Here is a 25,513-nt window from a genome sequence, read left to right as displayed (position 1 = left end):
ATCGAGAGTCAATTACCTACGGGAAAATGATCACTAATGCCGAGAGATGAGCGATTATTTTTTGATATAAACGAGTATAAGTTGTCAGAAAGTGAATGATAAAAATAGCATCTTGATTTGTCAGGTCGTATTTGTTGGTGATGATTAATTGCGTAAGCGATCATTAAAATCACCCAGTTGTCGTGTTTAATCTAAAAATAGTCTATAACATTAGGGCGATATACAGTATGATTTCGTTTTATCGATATCGTGCATTTAAAGGTCATATAATGTCTAACTCTGTATCAAAACATAAATACCGAATCATCTTTGCCGGGACGCCGGATTTTGCTGCCAAACACTTGCAAGCATTAATTGCTTCAGAATACGATATTGTGGCTGTATTCACACAGCCAGACAGACCAGCAGGGCGCGGCAATAAATTGACAGCAAGCCCAGTAAAGATAGTGGCTGAGCAGTATCGATTACCTGTTTTTCAGCCATCAACATTAAAAACCCCAGAAAATCAGCAGCTCATTGCCGCATTAGATGCCGACATTATGATAGTGGTTGCTTATGGATTAATCTTACCGAAAGTGGTGCTTGATTTACCCAAACAGGGATGTTTAAATGTTCATGGTTCATTGCTGCCGCGTTGGCGTGGCGCTGCGCCAATTCAACGAGCATGTTGGGCCGGTGATAAGGAGACTGGTGTTACGATTATGCAGATGGATGAAGGCTTAGATACGGGTGCGATGTTATATAAGGCAAGCTGCCCTATTTTGGCAGATGACACCAGTGCTTCACTCTATAATAAATTAGCTGAACTTGGACCTGAGGCACTGCTAACGACACTGACATTAATGCGTCAAAATCAAATAAAACCAGAATCGCAAAATGATGAGCAGGCAACCTACGCTCGTAAGCTATCCAAAGAAGAAGCCAAGTTAGACTGGCAGCTTTCTGCCGTGCAGCTAGAACGCTGCATTCGGGCCTTTAATCCATGGCCTGTGAGTTATTTCGATATTGAAGCGCAATCAATTAAAGTATGGCAAAGCCATGTGATTTCTCAGCCAACAACCCAGCCACCGGGCACCATTATTTCTGCAGATAAACAGGGTATTGCGGTGGCCACAACCGATGGCATTTTAGTTATGACAATGCTGCAGCCCGCCGGCAAAAAACCGATGTCAGCACAAGATTTGCTGAACTCTCGCAAAGAGTGGTTTACGCCGGGTACGCTGATTAAATAATTTTATAATTAAGTCAAATATGAAAAAAACCATAAATTTACGTGCAGTCGCGGCAAACACCCTTTATCAAGTGATGGAAAAAGGGCAATCATTAAGTGTTGCCCTGCCGCCATTACAAAAACCTTTAGATGACAAAGATAGTGCGCTAGTCGCTGAAATTTGTTTTGGCATTTTGCGTACATTACCCAAACAAGAATTTATCATTCAGCAGTTGATGGATAAAGTGTTAACGGGTAAAAACCGCATTTTACATTATCTGTTAATGGTAGGTATCTACCAGCTTACCCAAACTCGAGTACCACCTCATGCAGCAATCGCTGAAACGGTCAATGCCGCAGTTTCTTTGAAAAAAATGGCATTTAAAGGCTTAGTTAATGGGGTACTGCGTCAATTCCAGCGGCAACAAAACGAATTAACGACGCTTTTCGAACAGAAGGGTAATCAAAGTCTGCATCCGACCTGGCTACTCAAACGCATACAACAAGCTTATCCTGATAATTGGTCTCATATTATTGAAGCCAATAACCAAAAACCCCCGATGTGGTTAAGAGTCAACCAACAGCACCATACTACCGATGGGTATTTACAGCTACTTAGCGCAGAAGATATTGAAGCGAAGAAAAGTGAACAGCTTGATGGTGCAATTCAATTAGCCTCACCGATTGCTGTCACCAGATTACCTGGATTTGCCGAAGGTTGGGTGACTGTGCAAGATCTTTCGGCACAGCAAGCCGGAAAACTGTTAGCACCTAAAAATCACGAACTGATTCTCGATGTCTGCGCCGCGCCAGGTGGTAAAACGACACACATCTTAGAGATTGCGCCGCAAGCGCGCGTCATGGCTGTCGATATTGATCAATATCGCTTGAAAAAAGTCGCTGAAAATTTAGCACGACTTAATCAATCTGCTGACATCAAAGTTGGCGATGGCCGTTATCCAGAACAGTTTTGTCAAGGTCTGTTATTCGATCGGATTCTACTTGATGCCCCCTGCTCAGCAACTGGTGTTATTCGGCGTCACCCTGACATTAAGTGGTTACGCCACGATAATGATATTGATGAGTTATCAACCTTGCAAAGTGAAATTCTTCAGGCAATTTGGCCCTATCTTAAGCCTGAGGGTGTTTTAGTCTACGCGACCTGCTCCATCTTGCCAGAAGAGAATCAACTACAAATAGCACGATTTTTAACACAAGTTCAGGATGCCGTGGTTCTTGATCAAATGATACAACATGTCCCAACCAATCAAGGCGGTGACGGCTTCTTTTATACTGTTCTACGCAAAAAACTGCTATAGTAACGGGATTTTGCTTATGCTTATGCTATTCACATAAATATTAACCTCAGGAATTAATTCACCATTATGAATGCTGTTCTCCTTGCTGTTTTATGTATGCTTATTCTCTCGGTCATGCGAGTCCACGTCGTGATTAGTTTGATCATTGGCTCTTTCGTGGGCGGACTGTGTAGTGATTTGACTCTCAAAGAAACGATTGATGCTTTTAACACCGGTATTAGTAATGGTGCATCAATCGCCCTATCTTATGCACTATTAGGTGCATTTGCGGTTGCCATTTCTCGATCAGGATTACCCCAAGCACTTGCTGACATTGCTATAAAACAGCTCAAAACCCCCTCTAAAAAGAATAAAATCAAATGGTTACTCATTATTATTATCGGTTTGGTGAGCATTTCATCTCAAAATGTCATTCCAATTCATATTGCCTTTATTCCCCTACTCATTCCGCCACTGCTATATGTGATGTCTAAATTAAGTTTAGACCGTCGGATGATTGCTTGTGTGATGGCCTTTGGTTTGATTACACCTTATATGTTTTTACCTATCGGCTTCGGTAATATCTTTCTTGAGCAAATCTTACTCAAAAATATTTCCAATGCGGGCCTGAATGTAGAACATATTAACGTCATGGAAGCGATGGCGATTCCCGCTTTAGGGATGTTCATTGGTTTACTTATTGCGATTTTTTTTAGTTACCGTAAACCCCGTAAATATCAGGAAAAAATGATTGAAGTTAAACATGCGCCTGAGATGACCAAACGTTCTCTTTTCATCTCTATTGCCACAATCATTTTATCTTTTGTGATTCAGCTTTATACTGGCTCAATGATTTTGGGCGCTTTGATTGGATTTATCTGTTTTCTCGCTACCGGTATTGTTAAGTGGGATGAGGCAGATAATGCATTCAATGATGGTTTGAAAATGATGGCGATGATCGGCTTCGTGATGATTTCGGCCCAAGGTTTTGCTGAAGTATTGAAGCAGACCAATGAGATCAGTACATTAGTGATGCATAGCGCAGAAATTTTTGGTGGTAATAAAGTCATGGCTTCTTTTACGTTAATGGTGATTGGCTTAATTATTACCCTTGGTATTGGTTCATCATTCTCAACCGTCCCGATTATTGCTGTTATTTTTGTGCCATTATGTGTTCAACTGGGCTTTTCTCCTTTGGCAACCGTGTGTCTTATTGGTGCGTCAGGTGCCATCGGTGATGCAGGCGCTCCGCCTTCTGATACCATATTGGCCACCACCGCAGGTCTGAATATGGATGGCCAGCACGATCATATTCGCGATAGCGTGATTCCAACCTTTATCCATTTTAATATACCACTCTTATTTGCTGGATGGATTGGTTCATTAGTACTTTAACTAAAACAGTTAGCATCATCATGCGATGATGGTGCTAATTTTATTCATCACTCTCGTAAGTTATACGCCCACCATCGCAACCACAGTCGATAAAATCTCATTCAAAATTGAGTGTTATGCCTGTTTATCTATTGCGTTAACATATTTGGATTATCCCTATTTTACATACAGATTATCTGAATCAAAGTGACAGAAATATTTTTGTTTATACATAGTAAAAATATTTTGAATATGGCTATAATGATCATGGACAAAGAAAAAGCATCAGATAATAAAAATTAACGTCCATTTGTCTCAGTTTAGGAAATTTAATCTTTTGGAAATCAAGCTATGTATCAGAATCAACGATTGATGGTTGTAAAAAAAGTCGTCACTATTATCACAACCCTTATGCTTGCATTATGTGTTCCAACTCTCAGCCAAGCACAGCAAATTACGGCTGATTTCAGTCTTTTACCCCCCGGTACCAACATTTCACTGATCGCGCAATATACCGATGGTGATCACGAGCAGCTTTTCTCACATCAAAGCCAGCAACTGCGCATCCCTGCCAGTACCCAGAAAATAGTCACCGCATTAGCCGCACTACTTGAACTAGGCCATGATTTTCATTTTATCACCACCTTCGAAAGTGATGCCAGCCTAAATAAAAACACCTTGAATGGTAACTTAATCCTAAAAATGTCGGCTGATCCCACCTTTACCCGGCAGCAACTATCGAACATGGTTAATAGTTTAAAACAGCAAGGTATCGAGCAAATTACCGGTAATATTATTATTGATAGTAGTATTTTTGCCGGTCATGATAAAGCCGCCGGCTGGTCATGGAATAATCTCACCTATTGTTATAACACTTCACCGGCCGCCAGTATTATCGATGGTAACTGTTTTTATGCCTCAGTTTCACCCGCAGCGAAAGTAGGACAAATTGCCTCAGTATCGGCCTCTTCTATTTATCCGGTCACATTAAGCAGTGATATCATCACGACGTCAAAAGATAGCGATAATCAATATTGTGAATTAGATATTACCGCTAAAGACAACAACAACTATCAATTTAGTGGCTGTGTTCGGGTTACCGATAAAAAGCGCTATTTTCAATTTGCTGTCAGTGATGGCGGCCACTATATTGCCCAAATTTTACGCGAGATGCTATCCAAACAGGGCATCATTTTCAAAGGTAATATTACTGAATCCAAGCAATCTCTCGGTAATAGTAAAATGAAAATATTAGCCAGTAACCAGTCAGAAGCGTTGCCGGTTTTATTGACCAATATGCTTAAACGTTCAAATAATCTTATTGCAGATACTGTATTTAGAACAATTGGTGCACATTATTTTCATCAATCAGGGACCTGGCGCAACGGCAGTGATGCGGTTAGAGAGATTCTGAAAGAGAAAGCTAATATTGATTTAAAAAATAATGTCATTATTGATGGTTCAGGTTTATCTCGTTTGAATCTACTCAATGCTAAAACGATGTTAGAAATTCTAGAATATGTGGCTGATCATGATAGTGAGCTTAACATGATTAATATGTTACCGATTGCCGGCGTTGATGGTACGTTACAATATCGTAATAGTCTTCGCCATATGCCGTTTAAACAAACCGTTTTTGCTAAAACAGGCTATTTAGAAGGCTCCTATAATCTGGCTGGTTTTATTAAAACACATGATAATCGCTATATTGCCTTCGTACAGTTTTTAACTGGATATCGTTCAGATGATTCATCAAAACCAGAAAAAACCGCGATCATGAAGTTTGAAGAGACATTCTATGCGCAGTGCTTAAACAGTACCGCTGCTAACTAAAGCAGATATGCTTAGGCCGAAAATGAGAATCTGCTTTTACACAATATCATTGTTGTAAGCATCAATCAGGGAGCAAAGCTCCCTGTATTTTTAGGACTGCGAATGTATAACCGAAATCAAAGCAGTCATACTTAAAAACCAATAGCGACCTTAATACCTAGTAAAATTAAGATGATGCCTAACAGCTTATCAACAAACCACTGAATTTTGAAAAAACGTCTTTGTACCCAAGGTGTCTGAAATAAAAAAACAACACAAGGCCACCAACATACCGCTTCAATAACAATAATCGACGCAATCCAAAACTTATCAAATAAAGATGAGTCCGCATTAAGTACCTGGGTAAATACCGATAGAAAGAATAGAGTTGCTTTCGGATTTAATAGATTACAAAAATAGCCCTGTAAAAACGCGGTTTTCAGTGAAATATTAGTCGCTGTTTTATTGACTGAATAATCAACTGAGGACGAATATTTAGTCATTAACGCTTTACAGCCAATCCAAACCAAATAAGCGGCACCGGCATAGCGCAGTAACGTGAATAGCCAAGGAGTACTTTTTATCAAAATAGCCACACCCGCGACACAGTAAATCATATGCGTGAGTACGCCGACAACGACGCCAGCACCCGACATCAATGCGGCGCCACGGTTATAACGCAAACTATTTTTCAGGACCAGAAAAAAATCAGGTCCGGGCGATACCATGGCCAAAAAACTAATGGTAAAAACAAAAAAACTCATTTCTACAAATGATATCTGCATATTTCTCTACCTATTTTACGATCTATTTTACAACCACTTCTGCGGAATGATTGAGCTGAGCAATGGCCGCTTTATGCGTTTTGATATACTCAAGTTTATCTATATCGGCGGGAATATAATCAGTTAAAAATGTTGCGTTCGTCTTAACCTGCGCACCATTAAGAATTAAACGTGGCAAATCAATCTGATAAAGCGTCGCTTGGGTCTCTTTCTTTAACGCTTGTGTCGATGCATTACTCATGAAATACAAACTACGTTCGTGTGCTGACAATGTTGCAATAATCGGCGTTCCAGCCCCCATCATTAAATGATCAGGGAAAATATAAAAAACCGTATTATCTAGAATATGGTTATCGGATAAATACTGAATGAAACGTCCTAAATTATAGTCAAGTGAAGCTGCAACAAATGACATATTATCGGCTTTAGGTGAAATCAACGAGCGCATTCGCTCATCTTCAAAGCCATTAGGGGCATGGGTCGAGACAGTAGAAATAAATAGCGCAAAAGGTTTATCATTTTCTCTGAACTTAGTCAGCTGCGTTTTTGCCACCTCAAAAATATCATGATCATAAAGTCCGAACGGTGCTGCGGGGTATTTACCAGGATAATTGGCTTCAGAAATCACCTCAATACCAAACAGAGAAATGATATGCCCCATACCTGCAAAATTAGGACTACCCATGACATATTCCGTTTGATAACCCGCTTTATTCAGAATATCACCTAAACTGACTAACTGGATTTTCGCAGTATTAGCAAGCGGTGACGTATTAAGCTCACCAATGAGAAAAGGCGTACCAGTCATATAAGTATACATTGACGCGGTTGTCCAAGAGCTACCCGGTCCCATTTTCATATCAGGAAAATAAGTATATTGCTGTGATAACCGGGATAAGTTAGGGGTAATTCCAGGCATATCCATAAAGCCCCGTTCAAACGACTCCAAAGAGATCACAATAATATTCTTACCTTTTTGCGCTTCAAGCGCCGGTTTAGTCACATACCCCTGCATATTAAGTGACTCAATCGCTTGATTAAAGACCTTTTGTTGTGCCATCGTCACTTGGTATATTTCATATAATCGACTAAATGGCCCCTCTTTTTGGACTAAGCAAATAATACCTATCACCAAGAGACTTAATCGTAGCCAATACCACCCATAACATCGGAGAAACTTGCTGATTAACATCAGCACAAAAACAATCACTAAAAAACAGAGAATCGCTAAAGCGGCTTGTAATTTAAAAATGGCTAGTCCAGCAATAATATCCCTCAGATTAAGATTGACAAAAAACTGATAATCAATAAAACCACCACTGAAATAAATCGATACCAGTTCAGTGACAATAAATAAGGTCATAATGACAATCAAAACAAACTGCCATTTGGTATATTTAATAAAGGACGCCAAAATAGGCGCAATAATAAGCAGGGGTAAAATACTAATTACCGCAGTGGGTATTTGAGAAAAAAACATTTTTATTATTTCAACGGTTAATTTCATTAAGATATTTAGTATATATCAATCACACCTTAAATGAGCAGGTTTTTCATCACAACGGATTTGGATTTTAATAACATCAGGCGTCGTCATCGGAATGTTGCCTTTTATGATGCTTTCTATGCTCACTTTATTCGCTAGCCCATCAAACTGCCTATTTGTCTCTGGTTCTATCATCTTATTACAATGGTCGGTGTGAACCATTCTATTGATAAAATAATCCCCCCAGCACGAGCATAATCAGGCCGATATCATCATCTCACAAAAGCTGAGTGTAAATAGTCCGTTTATTATCGTATAAAGAGGTTATCATTCAAGAAATGCTCTGATATGATAATAGCCATAAGGATAGGAAAGGATTAGATATAATATATGAAAATACTTTTTGGTGTTCAAGGCACGGGAAATGGGCATATTACCCGTTGTCGAACATTAGCATTAGCATTCAAAGAAGCCGGTGTAGACGTCGATTATATATTTAGTGGTCGGGATCCTGGCGACTACTTTGATATGCAGGCATTTAATCAATATCGCACATTTTCAGGTATGAGTTTTGAAACCACTAATGGCAAAATCAACTTGCGTAAGACCATTAAACGGATACATGCTTTTCGACTCATCAAAGATGTCAAAGAATTAGATCTTTCCGACTATGATTGTATTATTAGCGATTTTGAACCCGTCAGTGCTTGGGCGGCTAAACATCAGCAACTTGACTGTATTGGAATTAGTAATCAGGCGGTCACGCAATATATTCAACCCAAAGAATATGGTTTAATTGCGCGCACCATTATGAAATTTTATGCGCCCGTGAGCAGACCGGTTGCCCTGCACTGGTTTCATTTTGGTCATCCGCTTATTCCACCGATTGTAGATAAATTAGAGCCAACCTCACAAAAAGACCATATCGTCGTCTATTTACCGTTTGAATCAATCGCTGATATCAAGTCACTGCTCGCGCCTTTCCAAGATCAACAATTTTACTGTTTTCATCCTAGTATCAAAACGAGCCAGCAAGACGGACATATCTCACTACATCCACTCTGTCGTGAAGTTTTCACTCGTTCGGTGGCTGAATCAGCAGGCATTATCACTAATACCGGATTTGCACTGATTTCCGAAGCATTAGTCTTAGGTAAAAAAATTCTCACCAAACCAGTTTCAGGGCAATTTGAACAAATTTATAATGCCGAGTGTCTGGCAAAATTAGATCTGGCGCAAGTGATGCAAACACTCGAACAAGATAAACTCAGACAGTGGCTCACGCTTCCCTCTCCAGATCCCGTTATCTATCCGAATGTGGCTAAAGAGTTAGTCAGCTGGATTGTGAATAATCAAAAAGAGGATTTTTCCGAACTCAGTCGACGTTTATGGTCGCAAGTGAAGTATCCCGCTCATGTTGAGCAAAAAATTAAAGCACTTGGTTTCGAGCTTTAATAGGATAAATAGATTTATTTTACTCAATGAGAGTTTTATTTAGGATAACACATGATAATCAGTTTAATTGCAGCGATGGCTAATCATCGCGTCATTGGTAAAAATAATCAAATGCCTTGGCATTTACCCGCTGACTTGGCTTGGTTTAAGCAAAATACCGTCAATAAACCGATTATCATGGGCAGAAAAACCTTTGAATCTATTGGTCGTCCACTACCTAATCGCCACAATATTATTATCACTCGTCAGCCGATTGACGCCACCTTACCGCAATCGATGGTAAGCTGGGTAAACTCACTTGAACAAGCCATCAAAGCCGCTAAGCCGGCCTCAGAGGTGATGATCATTGGTGGCGGTAATATTTATCAGCAAGCACTTCCATTAGCTAATCGATTGTATCTAACCCATATTCAGGCTAATCTGGATGGTGATACCCATTTTCCTGATTATCATCTTTACCCTTGGCAGCAAACCTTTGTTGAAGAACATATTGCGGATGATAAAAACCCTTATCATTATCAATTTGAAATTTTAAATCGTAAATAAATCTCACTTAATACCACTAGGTCTTATCTATTATGTCAAAAAAACCTATCTCAGTTCCCCTAACAGAACGACTATTTCATCTCACATCACGCGGAACCACCGTTAAAAAAGAGATGATCGCGGGTTTAACTACCTTCCTTGCGATGGTCTACTCAGTGATTGTTATTCCAAACATGTTACATGATGCAGGCTTTCCAACCGATGCGGTATTTATTGCAACATGCCTAATTGCCGGATTCGGTTCCATTTTAATGGGGTTTTGGGCCAATCTTCCTATGGCAATTGGCTGTGCAATTTCATTAGGTGCCTTTACCGCCTATAGCTTAGGTATCGGCAAGACGATTACGATCTCCGAAGCTTTAGGGGCTATTTTCTTTATGGGCGTCATCTTCAGTATTATCTCAATTACCGGTCTGCGTAGTTGGATATTACGCAATATTCCAATTGGTATTGCGCATGGCACCGGTATTGGTATTGGTCTGTTTTTATTAATTATCGCTATCACCAACAGCCAGGTAGGTTTAATTGTTAAAAATACGGCTTCGGATATCCCAGTCGCATTTGGTGATTTCACCTCATTTTCGGTACTATGTACCTTGATCGGGTTAGCCGCAATTATCGGTTTAGAGAAACGTAAAATACCCGGCTCGATACTATTAGTTGTTATTGCCATTTCAATTATTGGTCTCATATTTGATCCTAACGTGCAATATAAAGGCTTTTTTGCTTTACCATCCTTAACCGATAATGAAGGTCATTCACTACTATTTAGTTTAGATTTGTCAGTCATTCTCAAAGTCTCTTTATTACCGACGATACTCGCGTTAGTGATGACGGCTATATTTGATGCAACGGGTACTATTCGTGCTGTCGCCGGACAAGCAAATCTTATTGATAAAGAGGGTCAAATTATTGATGGTGGAAAAGCACTTACGGCCGATTCTGTCAGTAGTATTTTTGCCGGCTTAGTCGGTGCATCTCCCGCGGCAGTCTATATCGAATCAGCGACGGGTACCGCAGCCGGTGGAAGAACGGGGTTAACGGCTGTAATTGTCGGTGCACTATTTTTACTGATTATCTTCTTCTCACCACTCTCTTACCTTGTACCAGCCTATGCAACTGCTCCTGCATTGATGTATGTCGGTCTATTAATGTTGTCTAATGTGAAGAAATTAGATTTCGATGATTTTGTCGGCGCGATGGCTGGACTGATTTGTGCGGTCTTTATTGTATTTACCTGTAATATCGTTACCGGTATTATGTTAGGTTATGCATCGTTGGTAATAGGTCGAATCTTTGCGGGTGATTGGCGAAAACTTAATCTGGGGACAGTAATTATTGCCGCTGCTCTGATTATCTTCTATGCCAGTGGCTGGGCTAACTTAGCTTAATAGACTTTCCATAAAATCACACAATAACATCATGCAATAAAATTAATCCGCTGAAGTCGATTAATTTTATTGCAGACTATTTATAAACACTTATCCATATTCTTGAGCATTTCAATAATCGACCGATTCGCATCTGGAAACTCATCCGCATTGAGATCAGCAATATCAGTCCAACGACTGACTTGCCCCTCTTTGGCAAAAGGCTCTCCATCCCAATGTTCAACCAAATAAGCATGTATAGTGATACATCTATCACTATAACAGTATTCAACTGTCTTTAAGAATTGCGCATCACGGATATGAATATCAACTTCTTCGAGCAGCTCTCTTGCCAGCGTCTGGGCTATCGACTCATTGACCTCCACTTTGCCGCCAGGAAATTCCCAAAAACCCGCGAGATGAGAGTGCTCACCTCGCTGCGTGATAAATATCTGACAGTCTTGTGAAAGAATGATACCAACAGCAATTTCAACATGTTTAAGTATTTTCATCAGTAATTTCTACCCATCAGTATATACAGAAAATGCTCACTTATCTTATCGAAAATTACTGCACGCTGCCATGACATTGTTTATATTTTTTACCTGATCCACAGGGACATGATTCATTACGGCCAACTTTAGCACCTTGACGAACAACCGGTTGTCCACTATTTTCTAAAGCATCTTCATGGTGATGGCTTAATTGCTGTTTTTGAGCTAAACGCGCCATCTCCTCTTCACGACGACGCTCTGCTTCTTCAACATCTTCTTGAGAACGAATCTGAACACGACTCAACGTACCAATCACGTCATATTTAAGTGCATCGAGCATATTGGCAAATAGATTAAATGACTCACGCTTAAACTCTTGTTTCGGATCTTTCTGAGCATAGCCACGTAAATGAATACCTTGACGAAGATGATCAACTGCAGCAAGATGCTCTTTCCATAAAGTATCTAATGTTTGTAACATCACATTTTTTTCAAAATTACGGAATGCTTCAGCACCAACAGAGACCTCTTTTTCTTGGTAACGTTCAACAGCAAGATGCTTAATACGCTCTTTCAGTGTCTCTTCGTGTAAATTTGGTTCTTCATCTAACCACTGCGCGATTGGCATATCGAGGTCAAAGTCATTTTTTAAGGCATGTTCAAGACCAGGAATATCCCACATCTCTTCAATCGATTGTGGCGGAATATATCGCGCAATAACCGAATCGAACACATCGTTACGAATAGAGTCAATCGTCTCTTTGATATCATGATTATCCAAAATATCATTACGTTGACTATATATTGCACGACGCTGATCATTGGCAACATCATCATATTCAAGTAGTTGTTTACGAATATCAAAGTTACGGCTTTCAACTTTACGTTGAGCATTAGAAATCGCTTTGGTCACCCATGGATGCTCAATCGCTTCATCTTCCTTCATACCAAACTTACGCATCATACCAGAGATACGATCTGAAGCAAAAATACGCATTAATGGATCTTCAAGTGAAAGATAGAAACGAGATGATCCTGGATCCCCTTGACGACCAGCACGACCACGAAGCTGATTATCAATACGTCGAGACTCATGACGCTCAGTACCTAAAATATGTAAACCGCCTAATGCAATCACCTCTTCATGACGAACTTGCCACACTTTCTTCAACTCTTGGATTTGCTCCGCTGTCGGATCTTCAAGTTTAGCGATGTCCATTTGCAAGTTACCACCCAGCATAATATCGGTACCACGACCCGCCATGTTAGTTGCGATGGTTACCGCTCCTTTACGACCGGCGTCAGCAATAATATCCGCTTCTTTAGCGTGGAACTTAGCATTTAAAACACTATGTTTTATGCCCGCTTTGTCTAATGCATGTGAAACCATTTCAGATTTTTCAATCGAAGCCGTACCAACCAGTACCGGCTGTCCACGCGCAATACAATCTTTAATATCCGCGATAATCGCCTTCAATTTCTCATGTTCAGTCATAAAAATTAAATCAGGTAAATCGCGACGCTGCATACCACGGTTAGTGGGAATAACAATAGTATCTAAATGATAAATTTGATTAAATTCAAATGCTTCGGTATCAGCCGTCCCGGTCATACCGGCTAATTTCTCGTAAAGACGGAAATAGTTCTGGAAAGTAATCGAAGCCAGAGTTTGATTCTCATTTTGAATTTTCACCCCTTCTTTCGCTTCAACAGCCTGATGTAAGCCATCAGACCAACGACGCCCATCCATCGTACGCCCGGTATGCTCATCAACGATGATAATTTCACCCTCTTTAACAATATAATCTACATCCCGAAAGAATAGGTGATGAGCACGTAATGCGGCATTAACATGATGCATCAAAACGATATTGGCAGGTGAATACAGCGAATCTTCACCGTTCATTACGCCCGCTTTGGCTAATAACTCTTCAACTTTCACTAAACCACGTTCAGTTAAATTCACCTGTTTAGACTTTTCATCAACAGAAAAATCACCGTCCCCCTGATAATCATCGGAATCTTCTTTATCCTGGCGAGTCAGATGTGGGATAATTTTATTGATACGCACATAGAGTTCAGAGCTATCATCCGCCGGCCCAGAAATAATTAATGGCGTTCTGGCTTCATCAATTAAAATAGAGTCAACCTCATCGACTAAGGCATAATGTAACGCACGTTGTACACGGCTCTCCTTTGAAAAGACCATGTTGTCGCGCAAATAGTCAAAACCATACTCATTATTCGTACCATAGGTAATATCAGCATTATAAGCAATGCGCTTCACTTCTGGTGGCGTGTTCGGTAAATTGATACCGATACTAAGACCCAAAAACTCAAATAAAGGACGATTGTTTTCGGCATCACGTTCAGCCAAATAATCATTCACCGTCACAACATGCACACCATGGCCGGTTAATGCATTCAAATAGGCTGGCAATGTGGCGGTTAATGTTTTACCCTCACCGGTACGCATCTCAGCAATACAACGGTTGTTAAGCACCATACCACCAATTAACTGCACATCAAAATGACGCATCCCAAACACACGTTTACTGGCTTCACGAACTACAGCAAACGCCTCTTCTAAAATATCGTCAGTCTTTTTACCTGCAGCGAGTTGCGCTTTAAACTCTTGCGTTTTGGCTTTTAGTTCATCATCTGATAACGCTTCCATCGCAGGTTCTAATTGATTAATTTTTTCAACGCGTTTACGCATACTACGTAGAACACGCTCATTACGGCTACCAAATACTTTCGTTAATAATTTTAATAACATAGTTGTTCCATTTTATTTTTGTCATGTTCAGAAACATGATTCATTAGTTCTATTTATAAGAGAATGATTATGTCTATCTTAGATCATCGTACAATAATATATTTTAAATACATCATACGAATCATTTATGGAGTATTAGCTGATAGTAACCTGAGGACCTGCCCGAATTGGGTTGGCAAGAGAATAGCCTTTAGTTTGTAATAATATAAAACTGGCAATAAGCGGTGAGACATTAAAAGGCTCAATCGACGAGCGAGGGGCCGATAAAAATTGATAATGATGATGTGTGACAGTCGCATATGACGTGTCTTGTAGATTCGCTTTAACAATCACCGCGATCATCGCATTAGGCGATTGCGCTGGATTTGTTGAAGGTAAAGCGAGAACATTTGTTGAAAAACCAAAACCAGCCGCAATTACACCTAATAATAAGTGCGAGAAAATGAAGTGTTTACTCAGTTGCTGCCAATAATTAATGATTTTCATAATATTTATATGTTATCTTATTTTAATAAATTTGCACAGTTGATATTTTGATAATACTAGCGCGCTATCAAAATCAGTGAATAAGTAGACCTCATCATCACCTAATTATGGATGTTGTTTAATGCGTAAAAGTGCCCCCCAAACATTTGATTCCTTACTCGATGACGTCTCTTCATTGAAAAAAGTACAGGAGCGGGCTATCGCTTTAACTAAACTCAATCAAACCTTAAAATCACTCCTACCACTTTCATTACAGAAACAGTGCCGAGCGGCTAACTATCGTCAACATCGTTTAATTGTTGAAGTGAGCAGTGCCAGTTGGCTAACACGTCTGCGTTATGAACAAGAGAAATTACTACTAGCATTTCGTCAAAGTATTCTGCCTGGGTTAGCGGCAATTGATTTTATCATTAATCCAAATTTAAATACCGCCACGTTGATGGCTCGCAGTGATGATCCACAGCCCCCTACCTCATATCAACCAAAACGGCAATTAAGCCAAAATAGTGCACAAATGCTTGAAGTGCTGGCTGAGAATTGTCCCGATAATCTGAAACAGCAACTGATGAAATTAGCCCAGCACGCAAAACCACAACCCGCTAAAAAATAGTCTTGGAATCTGGAGCGGATATGCAACACTTAACCTAAGTCTCCTCGCTACTTTTTCGCTATCTAAGTTTATTACATGATCTAAGTTTAGTACTTGATGTAGAATATAGCTAAGTGGTTATTCACTCACTTAACTCTATGCGTGATTACATTGGCATTTAATCGACTGATGTAATAATATTGAAATAGCTATTTATTTTTCCTTAAGAAAAGGAGCGCGGTAAAATGAACGAAGAATTAATGTTATATCTTGCTATTGGTGCTATTGTCGGTGCTATCTTAGGCGTGATTATTGCCAGTATACTCAGCCCGAGAGCTCGTCGCTATAATCAAGTAAAAAGAGAATTGGATGCGACTAAACAAGAGCTTATCTCTCAAAAACAGATGATTGTGAAACATTTTTCTCATAGTGCCGAATTACTGGATAATATGGCGAAAGAATTCCGTACGTTATATCAGCATATGGCTGAAAACTCAAATGCATTACTGGCAGATATCGATCCAAATAGTCCCGAATATTCACCTTTAAAAATTATCAAAGAAAAAACACCTACAGTCACCGCATCAATAGCAGAAGAGCCGCCTAAAGACTATTCTGGTAGTCCATCTGGACTATTAAAAACAGAGAGTAAAAATAAAAATTAACTTGGTTTTTTCTATTTTCAAGCATATTATTTACATTAATGCCCAAATAAATCGAATATTGTCATGGCAAACATATAATATTATTCGGTTTTTTTATTAATGAGAGTGAATTGAATGAGAAAGAGTCTATTAAAACAAAAGACGTTGAGTGCGATTGTGTTAGGCTTAGGTCTATCCTTAGCCACAATCTCATCAGCTTATGCCGTTTTTCCGCCAGCAATTAGTAGCCCAAGTGGTACACAAACTTTACCAAGTTTAGCACCGATGCTGGAAAACGTAACACCATCAGTGGTGAGTATTCAAGCTAAAGGTAAGACACAAGTACAACCAAATTTAAATGTACCTGAGGAGTTTAGACAATTCTTTGGTAATAACGGTAGCCAAGAAAAATCTTTTATTAGTCAGGGTTCAGGCGTCATTATCGATGCAGACAATGGTTATATCATTACCAATAACCATGTTATTGATAATGCTGAAACTATCAAAATTATACTGAATGATGGACGAGAATTTGAGGGTAAATTAATTGGCCGCGATCCACAGTCAGATATTGCGCTCGTTAAAATTAGCGATGCTAAAAAATTAACTGCGATCAAATTAGCTAACTCAGACACCCTCAAAGTTGGCGATTTTGCTGTCGCAATAGGTAATCCATTTGGTATCGGCCAAACTGTGACCTCTGGTATTATTTCTGCGCTCGCGCGTACAGGATTAAATATGAATGGATTCGAGAATTTCATTCAAACTGACGCTTCGATTAACCGCGGCAACTCTGGTGGTGCTTTAATCAATCTTAATGGTGAGCTCATCGGTATCAATACGGCGATTATTGCGCCGGGCGGTGGTAATGTAGGCATCGGTTTTGCTATTCCAAGCAATATGGTTAAAAACTTAGCAACTCAGCTTATCGAGTTTGGCGAAGTTAAACGTGGCGTGCTCGGCATTAAAGGCAATGAACTCACTTCAGATATCGCTAAAGCCTTTGCGCTTGATGTGCAAAAAGGCGCCTTTATCAGTGAGGTATTAGATAACTCAGCTGCTTCAGAGGCTGGTATTAAAGCGGGTGATGTGATTGTGTCGCTCAATGGCCGTACGATCGAAAGTTTTGCTGAATTACGTGCCAATATTGCCACCATGGGCGCAGGACACGAAGTTGAATTAGGTATTATTCGTAACAGTAAACCACTCACGTTAAAAGCTAAACTGAAAAATAGTGATGATGCGATCACTGACGCTAAATCATTATATCCAGCACTTGATGGTGCCGTACTGATTAATAGTCAAGATAAAGATAAAATCGGTATCTTAATTCAAAGTATCGCAAAGAACTCACCAGCCTCTAAATTAAATTTACAAACTGGTGACATTATTACTGGCGTCAACCGTGAAGCGGTCAAGAATATTGCCGATTTACGCAGGATCATCGACAGTAAACCCTCAGCGATCGCTTTAAATATCACGCGAGGTAATAATCAAGTCTATCTCATTCTTAATTAGTATTGCAGGCTAAACCTCTTTATTTAACGCGCCAATCTGGCGCGTTTTTTTAACCGTCTCAATATCTATTATTCACATTTGTATGATATTATTAAGAAAAATATTGCCTATTTAGCAGAGCATCATGATAAAAAAAATTCTTTGGCCTATTTTAATCGGCTCGGTTCTCGCCATCTTACTGTTAATTCTGTTTCCCTCGCTAAGGAAGAATGATAACTCTTTTCTGCCTGAAAATCTGTTTACTAATAGTCCTTTGAGCTACAAAGAAGCAGTGCAAAAAGCAGCGCCGGCGGTGGTAAACATTTATAGTAGAACGATTAATAATAGTGGCCAATCACCAAACAGTAATATCACCCCTTTAGGTTCTGGCGTGATCATGAATAAAGATGGGTATATTATTACTAACTATCATGTTATTGAAGGCGCACAGCAAATCATTATCACAACGCTTTCGGGTAAAATTTATGAAGGAATATTAGTCGGTTCCGACAAATTAGTCGACTTAGCAGTGCTCAAGATAGATGCAGATAATCTGCCCAGTATTCCAATTAATCTTGAGCGAGAACCCAACATTGGTGATATTGTTCTGGCTATTGGTAACCCTTATAATATCGGCCAAACAATCACGCAAGGTATTATCAGCGCGACTGGACGAGACGGTTTAAGCCCATATCGACGTCAGAATTTTATTCAAACCGATGCTTCCATTAATCATGGTAATTCAGGTGGTGCTTTAGTCAATACTTTAGGTGAGTTGGTCGGTATCAATACCCTTTCCATCGCTAAAAATACCAGTACTGAAGTCCCAGAAGGATTGGGCTTTGCGATTCCGACTTCATTAGCAACCAAAATTATGCAAAAGCTGATTCAGGATGGACAAATTATTCGGGGTTATATCGGCGTTGATGGCCTGGAGTTTACACCATTACAAAGTCAAAATATTCCACCGCATGTAATAGGTATCTTAGTCACCAAAGCGGAAGGGCCTGCTGAACAGGCCGATATCAGGCCAAATGATATTTTAATCTCCGTCAATAATAAATCGGTTACCTCGATTATGGAAACCATGGATCAAATTGCAGAGATAAAGCCAAACACGACTATCCCCGTGACTATACTTCGCAATGGTGAGAAACTGGATCTACAATTAACAGTCGCTAAATATCCTATCTAGGATTGACAACATGAAAAATCGGTGTAGAATACGCTACCTTATTCTACATGTATTTTTTATTTACATACTCGTATGGTGTACGACATCAAAGATGGTTGTATAGCGATACGACTTAAAACTATGAGGTTTCTATGAAACAAGGTATTCATCCAAAATATACAGAAATTACTGCGACTTGTTCTTGTGGTAATAAAATCAAAACCCACTCAACTGTTGGTCATGATCTAAATCTTGACGTATGTGGTGAATGTCACCCATTCTATACAGGTAAACAACGTGATGTTGCAACGGGTGGTCGTGTTGACAAATTTAACCAACGTTTCAGCATGGTTGGCGGTAAAAAATAATTTACCCCTAGTTACAGATAAAAAAAGCGCCCTAAGGCGCTTTTTTTATCACTAAATGATCATCATTAAAACATATTAAATTAGTACTCTGCAGTATCAGGATCCAGACCTAACTGGCGCATAATCTCTTTCGCCTGCTCAGGAATTTCATCATTACGATCTTTTAATAAGTCGATATCACTCGGTAAAGGCTGACCAGTAAAAGCATGTAAAAAAGCTTCACAAAGTAATTCACTATTTGTCGCATGACGTAAATTATTCACCTGTCGGCGTGTTCGTTCATCTGTCAGTATTTTTAATACTTTCAGTGGAATCGAAACCGTTATTTTCTTAACCTGTTCACTCTTTTTACCATGTTCAGCATAGGGACTGATATATTCCCCGTTCCATTCTGCCATAATCCGCTCTACCTATTGTCAACTCGACTACATATGCTTAAGTAATTTATTCTATTCTAACGATTTTTAGATAATTTCGCAATCTACACATCAAGATATTTAGACATCTAGATGTGTTGACGTCTCATTTTTTTATGCTATGCTGATAATAATATGACCGAATCGAAGAGGGCAAAATAAAATGGCACAAAAACCAAATACCATTGCTGTTCGCGGCGGATTAAACACGGATTCCCAATATGGAAGTGTTGTTCCCCCAATTACGCCATCAACCAGTTATAGCTGGTTAGGATTTTCAAAACCAAGAGAATATGATTATGGTCGGCGAAGTAATCCTAGTCGTCGTTTAGTTGAACAAACCATTGCTGAACTTGAACAAGGTACCGATGCGATTTTAACTAACTGTGGTATGTCAGCCATTCATCTTCTTTGTATTTCGCTATTAACACCAACAGATACGATTGTTGCTCCTCATGACTGCTATGGTGGTAGTTACCGATTGTTTAATAGTTTAAGTCAACGAGGATTATTTAAAGTTATCTTCGTTGATCAATCTGATCCTGTCGCTTTAGCACAAGCGTTAAGTCATAAACCCAAATTAGTTTTGATCGAAACACCCAGTAATCCGCTATTGCGCGTGGTTGATATTGCGTTAATTGCACAACAATCTCATCAACATGGAGCGCTAGTCGCTGTAGATAATACCTTTATGAGTCCGATTTTACAGCAACCTATCACTTTGGGTGCTGATATTGTGATTCACTCCTGTACCAAATATCTCAATGGTCATTCAGATCTTCTTGCTGGCATTTTAGTCTTTAAATCACAAGAACTGGCTAACGATATCCTTTGGTGGGCCAATAATATTGGTACATTAAACTCTGCTTTTGATAGCTATCTACTCTTACGCGGACTACGAACACTGGGGGCACGCATCACATTCCAGCAAGAAAATACTCAATATATCGTTGATTTTTTACTTAAACACCCTAAAGTCGGGCGTGTTTATCATCCCTCCTTACCGACTAATCAGGGTCATGAAATTGCTTGTAAGCAGCAAACTGGATTTGGTGCCATGCTCAGCTTTGAATTGAAAGATAATGAGCAGAAACTCCCTGATTTTATCGATCAGTTACGCATTTTCACCTTAGCACAATCTTTAGGTGGCGTAGAAAGCTTAATTTGTCATCCTGCCACCATGACACATTCAGGGATGAGTGCGCAGGCGCGTAAAACTGCGGGCGTCTCTGATCTGTTACTGAGAATCTCGGTAGGTTTAGAAGATAAGCACGATCAAATCGCTGATCTTAATCATGCCTTAGCACATATTTAATATCGGGAATAGATGAAGACGATGAATACATTTACTCATGCTCAACACCATCATTCGCTAAATCAATATATTTCAGGTTTAGCTGAAGGTATCAATGTCTCTTTCGAGTTTTTTCCACCGAAAAGCGCCGAGATGGAAGAGACTTTATGGCAATCTATTTTTCGCCTCTCTACCTTGAATCCGAAATTTGTTTCGGTCACTTACGGCGCAAATTCAGGGGCACGGGACAGAACACATGATATTATTAAAGCAATTAAGCAAAAAACGGGGTTGATTGCAGCCCCTCATTTAACTTGTATTGATGCAACCAAAGCCCAGCTGGCTGATATTGCCAAAGATTACTGGTCAAATGGTATCAAACATATTGTCGCATTAAGAGGCGATATTCCAGCAGGCCAACCCAATCCACAAATTTATGCCGCCGATCTGGTCACATTATTAAAAGAGGTGGCTGATTTTGATATCAGTGTTGCCGCCTATCCGGAAGTTCATCCTGAAGCGAAAAGTGCCCAAGCTGATTTGGATAATCTTAAACGGAAGATTGATGCTGGCGCAAACCGGGCAATCACCCAGTTCTTTTTTGATATCGAAAAATTTTTACGTTTTCGTGATAAATGTGTCGCTAATGGTATTCATGCTGAAATTATTCCAGGTATTCTGCCGGTCTCAAATCTATCCCAGCTTGAACGTTTTGCCACAATGACAAATGTTCATGTGCCAAACTGGTTAACGAAAATGTTCACCGGTATTGATGACGATATTGAAACGCGTAAATTTGTGGGTGCCTCTGTCGCCATGGATATGGTGAAAGTGCTTTCAAGAGAAGGGGTTAGAGATTTTCACTTCTATACGCTTAATCGAGCCGAAATGAGCTTTGCATTATGTCATACACTGGGTGTTAAGCCGTAAATTAAGTTTAAATACTATCGGCGTTAGCGCTAACAAAAAATCCTCTTAATATCATTAAGAGGATTATATCAGTGTATGCCATCAAACCAGGTAAAATCTATTTGATGAATACTAACAGTGACACATAAAAAGACGACTGTCAGCTATAGGCTTTTTTGACGGACAATTTCAAACAGACAGATGCCGGTAGCAACTGAAACATTCAGGGAAGATACGGTTCCATTCATTGGAATTTTGACAAGTGCATCACAATGTTCGCGCGTTAATCGACGCATTCCTTCCCCTTCAGCGCCCATCACAAGAGCTAAGGCCCCCTGAAAACAGCTCTCATAAAGCGTACGTTCAGCCTCACCCGCAGTACCAACAATCCAGATATTACGTTCCTGAAGTAAACGCATCGTTCTGGCTAGATTAGTCACACGAATAACCGGCAAACTTTCCGCTGCGCCGCAAGCCACTTTTTTGGCCGTTGCATTAAGCGGTGCGCTGCGATCTTTCGGAATAATCACGAGATCGACGCCTGCCGCATCGGCGGTTCGCAGACAAGCACCTAAATTATGTGGATCCGTGACACCATCTAAAATTAACACAAACGGCGCTGAATGTGCATCCAGTAAATCAGCCAGATCATTTTCCTGATAAGTTTTACCCGGTTTAATCTTGGCCATAATACCTTGATGAACACCGCCATCAGTTTGTTCATCTAAATATTGCCTGTTAGTGACTTTGACAACCAGCCCTAACTGCTCTATTTGTTCGATTAATGATTGTAGACGTTGATCCTCTCGGCCTTTAAGTAAACAAACCTCAATAAAACGCTCAGGTGCTCGGTTTAGCAATGCTTCAATGGCATGGATACCATAAATTATTTCACTCATAAATATTATCTTCTACTTTTTAACACGCTTTTTAGTTGCGCTTTTAGACGTTGAACGAGAATCTTTACGCTTTTTGTCTATTTTAGAACTTCGCTCTATTTTATTACTTTTAGCGCGACGAACAACCGGCTTATCACTCGCTTTTTCACGTTGTTTAGCCGTCTTACCTAAACGTTTTGGCTTCTTCTCACTATCAATTAACACTAAATCAATTTTGTGATCGTCAAGATTGACTGATTCAACTTTTACTTTCACCCTATCGCCTAATCGGTAAACATAACCAGAAGCTTCACCGATCAATCGATGTCGCGATGCATCATAAGAGTAGTAATCATTTTCTAATGATGAAACATGAACAAGTCCATCAATATAAAGATCATCTAAACGAACAAAAAAGCCAAAATTAGTCAAGCTGGCAATAATACCCGCATAAACCTCACCGACATGGTCTTGCATAAAGTCACATTTCAGCCAATCCACCACATCACGAACTGCTTCATCTGCACGACGTTCAGCCATTGAACATTGCTGGCCCAAATAGAGCATCTCTTCCATACTATACAGATACCCACCGGTTTGACTCTCTTGCTCAGCTTGATGCGCAAGCAACCATTTAATGGCACGATGCAATAACAGATCAGGATAACGACGAATAGGAGAAGTAAAATGGGCATAAGAATCAAGTGCTAACCCGAAATGGCCACGATTTTCCGGATCATAAACAGCCTGCTTCATCGAGCGCAAAACCAGTGTCTGGATCATCTCGTGATCAGGCCGATCAGCAGTCTTATCTAGTAACTGAGCAATATCTTTTGGTGATGGTTTTTCGCTGCCGGTCAATGTTGAACCTAATTCACTTAATACCGTGCGTAAATTAGCGACACGTTCACTATCAGGAATATCATGAATACGATACAAAGCGGGGACTTTTGCTTTATCAACAAATTTTGCTGCCGCCACATTGGCCAGAATCATACACTCTTCAATAATTTTATGTGCATCATTACGCTCTGCCACTTCAACCCGTTCAATACGTTTATCGGCATTAAAAATAAATTTCGGTTCTGGTGATTCAAAACCAATCGCACCGCGCTCCTGACGAGTCTGATCGAGGACTTTAAATAACGCATAAAGATTTTCTAAATCAGGGACTAAAGCAGCATACTGCTCTCTGAGCTCAGCATCCCCCTTCAGCATCTTAGCAACTTTGGTATAGGTTAAACGCGCATGAGAATTCATTACTGCTTCATAAAACTTAGCGGCGGTTAATTTACCTTTAGCTGAAATGCTCATCTCACAGACCATACATAAACGATCAACCTGGGGATTCAAAGAACATAGCCCATTTGATAACACTTCCGGTAACATCGGAATAACCCGAGAAGGGAAATAAACCGAGGTTCCCCTTGAGCAAGCATCTTTATCTAGCGGTGTTTGTGGCCGAACATAATAACTGACATCGGCTATCGCAACCCATAGTCGCCAACCACCACCCCGTTTTTTCTGACAATAAACCGCATCGTCAAAATCACGCGCATCTTCGCCATCTATCGTAACTAAAGGTAAATCACGTAGATCGACACGACCATTTTTGGCAGTTTGCGGAACTTCTTCGCTGAAATGAGCGACTTGTTCAAGCACGGCATCAGGCAACTGATGAGGAATATCATGGTTACGCACAGCGATTTCAATCGCCAAATCGGTCTCCATATTCTCACCTAAAATTTCTTTAATTTTACCCATGGCTTTTTGACGACGCTCAGGACGTTTGATGAGTTCAACCACAACAACCGCTCCCATACGGACAGTTTTATCTGGTTTTTCTGCAACCAAAATATCAAAGTTTAGACGGCCATCATCAGGTACAACAAAACCAATCTCTTGTTCTATAAAATAGCGCCCAACAATCAAATTATTTCTCGGCTCAAGAATACGCACAATACGCGCCTCTTGCTTACCTTTATATTTATTGATTAATGGCTGAGCCAAAACAACATCACCATGCAGCACTAATCTCATCTGATCTGGTGGTAAATAGTAGTCTTCCTTTACACCCTCGACTCTTAAGAAACCAAAACCATCTCGATGACCGATCACCGAGCCTTTTATCATGGCAAATTTTTCAGGTAGGGCATAACATTTGCGACGCGTAAAAACTAACTGACCATCACGTTCCATCGCTCTTAATCGACGATGAAGTGCAACCTTTTGCTCTTCGCCATCTAGACTCATCGCCTTGGCGATGTTATCTAAGCTAGCGGGCGCACCGATCTCTTTTAAATAAGAGAGAATGAGTTCCCGGCTTGCTATCGGTGAGTCATATTTCTCTGACTCACGTTCAAAAAAGGGATCTTTCATCACAATTATTTTCCTTTTAATAAAAATTGCTTCAAGAATACCACAAGTTAATTCGATATAGGTTGTTCATGACGAAAAATCTACGAAAAAAAACGCCATCAATCAAGCATAAAAACCACTTATCAGAACCGATAAATCGTCAATATAACAATGATTGTTATCTGGTAATCAAAATGTAGGAGAAAGGACTAAAGGGAGCTCCCATGCTAAGGAATATAGCATGAGAGAGTGAAATGACAACCAGACCTAACATTCAATCTAGGAAGAGTG

The 25,513-nt window shown here is 39.9% G+C and carries 22 protein-coding genes; 14 read left to right on the top strand and 8 right to left on the bottom strand.

Features of this window, described 5'->3' with window-relative positions; translation table 11 throughout:
• The first annotated feature begins 269 nt into the window (after positions 1 to 269).
• From fmt to dacB, 4 genes are all read left to right on the top strand, one after another.
• Complete coding sequence (fmt, locus tag RHO15_02000; protein ID WVD64311.1) at positions 270 to 1,232, top strand: methionyl-tRNA formyltransferase; 963 nt, start codon at positions 270 to 272, stop codon at positions 1,230 to 1,232.
• Positions 1,233 to 1,251: 19 nt separating this feature from the next.
• A complete protein-coding gene (rsmB, locus tag RHO15_01995) occupies positions 1,252 to 2,529 on the top strand; it encodes a 16S rRNA (cytosine(967)-C(5))-methyltransferase RsmB (GenBank protein WVD64310.1) in 1,278 nt (425 codons plus the stop codon).
• Positions 2,530 to 2,595: 66 nt separating this feature from the next.
• The gene (locus RHO15_01990) at positions 2,596 to 3,903 is read left to right on the top strand and encodes a Na+/H+ antiporter NhaC family protein (protein ID WVD64309.1); all 1,308 of its coding nucleotides are present in this window, start codon (positions 2,596 to 2,598) and stop codon (positions 3,901 to 3,903) included.
• A 330-nt stretch (positions 3,904 to 4,233) separates the two neighbouring features.
• Positions 4,234 to 5,715, top strand: a complete 1,482-nt coding sequence (dacB, locus tag RHO15_01985) for a serine-type D-Ala-D-Ala carboxypeptidase (GenBank protein WVD64308.1) — start codon at positions 4,234 to 4,236, stop codon at positions 5,713 to 5,715.
• Positions 5,716 to 5,846: 131 nt separating this feature from the next.
• Here dacB and RHO15_01980 read toward each other — a convergent pair whose 3' ends face one another.
• Together RHO15_01980 and RHO15_01975 are read right to left on the bottom strand one after the other, a co-directional pair.
• Positions 5,847 to 6,479 (bottom strand): LysE family transporter, encoded by a 633-nt coding sequence (locus RHO15_01980; protein WVD64307.1) that lies wholly within the window; start codon positions 6,477 to 6,479, stop codon positions 5,847 to 5,849.
• 22 nt (positions 6,480 to 6,501) lie between these two features.
• The gene (locus tag RHO15_01975) at positions 6,502 to 7,959 is read right to left on the bottom strand and encodes a sulfatase-like hydrolase/transferase (GenBank protein ID WVD64306.1); all 1,458 of its coding nucleotides are present in this window, start codon (positions 7,957 to 7,959) and stop codon (positions 6,502 to 6,504) included.
• 396 nt (positions 7,960 to 8,355) lie between these two features.
• On the opposite strand from RHO15_01975, the gene RHO15_01970 reads away from it, so the two are divergent.
• Genes RHO15_01970 through RHO15_01960 form a run of 3 tightly spaced genes read left to right on the top strand, consistent with a single transcriptional unit; the run spans position 8,356 to position 11,357 of the window.
• A complete protein-coding gene (locus tag RHO15_01970; protein WVD64305.1) occupies positions 8,356 to 9,420 on the top strand; it encodes a glycosyltransferase family protein in 1,065 nt (354 codons plus the stop codon).
• Positions 9,421 to 9,474: 54 nt separating this feature from the next.
• On the top strand, positions 9,475 to 9,966 hold the full coding sequence (folA, locus tag RHO15_01965) for a type 3 dihydrofolate reductase (protein ID WVD64956.1): 492 nt from the start codon (positions 9,475 to 9,477) through the stop codon (positions 9,964 to 9,966).
• Positions 9,967 to 9,998: 32 nt separating this feature from the next.
• Positions 9,999 to 11,357, top strand: a complete 1,359-nt coding sequence (locus RHO15_01960; GenBank protein WVD64304.1) for an NCS2 family permease — start codon at positions 9,999 to 10,001, stop codon at positions 11,355 to 11,357.
• Positions 11,358 to 11,437: 80 nt separating this feature from the next.
• Here the strand turns inward: RHO15_01960 and mutT are convergent, their stop codons facing one another.
• The 3 genes from mutT to RHO15_01945 all read right to left on the bottom strand — a co-directional run bounded on the left by mutT (position 11,438) and on the right by RHO15_01945 (position 15,095).
• Positions 11,438 to 11,848: an 8-oxo-dGTP diphosphatase MutT gene (gene mutT, locus RHO15_01955; GenBank protein ID WVD64303.1), complete on the bottom strand. Its 411-nt coding sequence runs from the start codon at positions 11,846 to 11,848 to the stop codon at positions 11,438 to 11,440.
• A gap of 55 nt (positions 11,849 to 11,903) precedes the next feature.
• Positions 11,904 to 14,609: a preprotein translocase subunit SecA gene (secA, locus tag RHO15_01950; GenBank protein ID WVD64302.1), complete on the bottom strand. Its 2,706-nt coding sequence runs from the start codon at positions 14,607 to 14,609 to the stop codon at positions 11,904 to 11,906.
• 135 nt (positions 14,610 to 14,744) lie between these two features.
• Positions 14,745 to 15,095: a hypothetical protein gene (locus RHO15_01945; protein WVD64301.1), complete on the bottom strand. Its 351-nt coding sequence runs from the start codon at positions 15,093 to 15,095 to the stop codon at positions 14,745 to 14,747.
• Between the two features lie 121 nt (positions 15,096 to 15,216).
• On the opposite strand from RHO15_01945, the gene RHO15_01940 reads away from it, so the two are divergent.
• From RHO15_01940 to rpmE, 5 genes are all read left to right on the top strand, one after another.
• Entirely contained in the window at positions 15,217 to 15,705 is a 489-nt protein-coding gene (locus tag RHO15_01940) for a DciA family protein (GenBank protein ID WVD64300.1), read from the top strand.
• A gap of 224 nt (positions 15,706 to 15,929) precedes the next feature.
• On the top strand, positions 15,930 to 16,349 hold the full coding sequence (locus tag RHO15_01935; GenBank protein ID WVD64299.1) for a DUF1043 family protein: 420 nt from the start codon (positions 15,930 to 15,932) through the stop codon (positions 16,347 to 16,349).
• A gap of 114 nt (positions 16,350 to 16,463) precedes the next feature.
• On the top strand, positions 16,464 to 17,846 hold the full coding sequence (locus RHO15_01930) for a Do family serine endopeptidase (protein WVD64298.1): 1,383 nt from the start codon (positions 16,464 to 16,466) through the stop codon (positions 17,844 to 17,846).
• A 124-nt stretch (positions 17,847 to 17,970) separates the two neighbouring features.
• Complete coding sequence (gene degS / locus RHO15_01925) at positions 17,971 to 19,020, top strand: outer membrane-stress sensor serine endopeptidase DegS (GenBank protein ID WVD64297.1); 1,050 nt, start codon at positions 17,971 to 17,973, stop codon at positions 19,018 to 19,020.
• Positions 19,021 to 19,151: 131 nt separating this feature from the next.
• A complete protein-coding gene (gene rpmE, locus RHO15_01920; GenBank protein WVD64296.1) occupies positions 19,152 to 19,367 on the top strand; it encodes a 50S ribosomal protein L31 in 216 nt (71 codons plus the stop codon).
• Positions 19,368 to 19,447: 80 nt separating this feature from the next.
• Here the strand turns inward: rpmE and metJ are convergent, their stop codons facing one another.
• Positions 19,448 to 19,765 carry a met regulon transcriptional regulator MetJ gene (metJ, locus tag RHO15_01915; protein ID WVD64295.1) on the bottom strand — a complete coding sequence of 106 codons (318 nt, stop codon included), beginning with the start codon at positions 19,763 to 19,765 and terminating at the stop codon, positions 19,448 to 19,450.
• Between the two features lie 181 nt (positions 19,766 to 19,946).
• On the opposite strand from metJ, the gene metB reads away from it, so the two are divergent.
• Together metB and metF are read left to right on the top strand one after the other, a co-directional pair.
• The gene (gene metB / locus RHO15_01910) at positions 19,947 to 21,098 is read left to right on the top strand and encodes a cystathionine gamma-synthase (GenBank protein WVD64294.1); all 1,152 of its coding nucleotides are present in this window, start codon (positions 19,947 to 19,949) and stop codon (positions 21,096 to 21,098) included.
• Between the two features lie 21 nt (positions 21,099 to 21,119).
• Positions 21,120 to 22,007 carry a methylenetetrahydrofolate reductase gene (gene metF, locus RHO15_01905; protein ID WVD64293.1) on the top strand — a complete coding sequence of 296 codons (888 nt, stop codon included), beginning with the start codon at positions 21,120 to 21,122 and terminating at the stop codon, positions 22,005 to 22,007.
• 143 nt (positions 22,008 to 22,150) lie between these two features.
• Here metF and rlmB read toward each other — a convergent pair whose 3' ends face one another.
• A complete protein-coding gene (gene rlmB / locus RHO15_01900) occupies positions 22,151 to 22,885 on the bottom strand; it encodes a 23S rRNA (guanosine(2251)-2'-O)-methyltransferase RlmB (GenBank protein WVD64292.1) in 735 nt (244 codons plus the stop codon).
• A 12-nt stretch (positions 22,886 to 22,897) separates the two neighbouring features.
• Positions 22,898 to 25,243: a ribonuclease R gene (rnr, locus tag RHO15_01895; GenBank protein WVD64291.1), complete on the bottom strand. Its 2,346-nt coding sequence runs from the start codon at positions 25,241 to 25,243 to the stop codon at positions 22,898 to 22,900.
• Positions 25,244 to 25,513 lie beyond the last annotated feature (270 nt).

Source organism: Orbaceae bacterium lpD01 (assembly GCA_036251705.1).
Classification (GTDB): domain Bacteria; phylum Pseudomonadota; class Gammaproteobacteria; order Enterobacterales; family Orbaceae; genus Utexia; species Utexia brackfieldae.
Note: the sequence above shows the minus strand (reverse complement) of the source record. Positions and strands in the feature narration are given on the sequence as shown.